At 64.7% G+C, this 1,622-nt stretch carries 1 protein-coding gene; it reads left to right on the forward strand.

All coding sequences use genetic code 11. The features are described 5' to 3' along the window. Positions 1 to 1,622, forward strand: a 1,622-nt coding sequence (dnaE, locus tag BM362_RS46015) for a DNA polymerase III subunit alpha (RefSeq protein ID WP_143132669.1), incomplete at both ends; no start/stop codon positions are given.

Here is a 1,622-nt window from a genome sequence, read left to right on the forward strand (position 1 = left end):
ACGCTGCTGGTCGCGGAGCGGGTCGAGTCGTACGAGGACGTGTACACGCACAAGGACCGGATGCCGGTCTTCGACGTCCCCGCGGGCCACACCGAAGCCACCTGGCTGCGTCATGAAGTGATGTCCGGCCTTGAGCACCGGCTGCCGGACGGAGTGCCCGGCGAATACCGGGAGCGCGCCGAGTACGAGCTCAAAGTCATTGTGGAGAAAGGTTTTCCCGGATACTTCCTCATCACGGCTGACCTCATGACGCACGCCCGCGGGGCTGGAATCCGCGTGGGTCCGGGACGCGGGTCGGCGGCGGGATCGCTCGTCGCGTACGCGCTCCGCATCACCAATCTCGACCCGATCCGGCACGGTCTGCTGTTCGAACGGTTCCTGAACCCGGAACGGGTGTCCATGCCGGACATCGACATGGACTTCGACGACCGCCGCCGCGGCGAGATGATCCGGTACGCCACCGAGAAATACGGTTCCGACCGGATCGCGCAGGTGATCACCTTCGGCACCATCAAGACGAAAGCGGCGATCAAGGACTCCGCGAGAGTCCACTTCGGGCAACCAGGCTATTCGATCGCGGACCGGATTTCCAAAGCCTTGCCGCCGCCCGTGGCCGCCAAAGACATTCCGCTGTCGGGAATCGTGGACGCCAAGCACGAGCGCTACGCGGAAGCGGCGGAGGTCCGCACCCTGGTCGAGACCGACGAAGAGTGCAAGACGATCTTCGACACCGCCCGCGGCCTGGAGGGGCTGATCCGCAACGCGGGGGTGCACGCCTGCGCGGTCATCATGTCGAGCGAACCGCTGCTGAACGCGATTCCGTTGTGGCGACGGGACGACGGTTCGATCATCACCGGCTGGGATTACCCGTCGTGCGAGGCCATCGGCCTGCTGAAGATGGACTTCCTGGGCCTGCGCAACCTCACCGTCATCGGTGACGCGATCGACAACATCCAAGCCAACCGCGGCGAAGACATCGACCTCGACCGGCTGGCCACCGACGATCCCGGAACTTTCGCCCTGCTGGTCCGCGGCGACAGTCTCGGCGTGTTCCAATTGGACGGCGGCGCGATGCGGGACCTGTTGCGCCGCATGCGTCCCACCGGGTTCGAGGACATCGTGGCGGTCAACGCGCTCTACCGGCCGGGTCCGATGGCGATGAACACGCACAACAACTACGCCGACCGCAAGAACAAGCGGCAAGCCGCCGAACCGATCCATCCGGAACTCGAGGAACCGCTGCGCGAGATCCTCGCCGAAACGCACGGTCTGGTGGTGTACCAGGAGCAGATCATGCAGATCGCGCAGAAGGTCGCCGGGTATTCGATGGGCCGCGCGGACGTCTTGCGGCGCGCGATGGGCAAGAAGAAAAAGGAAGTCCTGGAGAAGGAATTCGAGGGCTTCCGGGCCGGGATGATCGGCAACGGCTTCTCCGGCGAGGCCGTGCGAGCGTTGTGGGACACGATCCTGCCTTTCGCGGGCTACGCGTTCAACAAGTCGCACGCCGCCGGGTATGCGCTGGTCGGCTACTGGACGGCGTATCTGAAGGCGAACTACACCGCGGAGTACATGGCCGCGTTGTTGACGTCGGTGGGGGACAACAAGGACAAGTCGGCGATTTA

Source organism: Amycolatopsis rubida (genome assembly GCF_900115345.1).
Classification (GTDB): domain Bacteria; phylum Actinomycetota; class Actinomycetes; order Mycobacteriales; family Pseudonocardiaceae; genus Amycolatopsis; species Amycolatopsis rubida.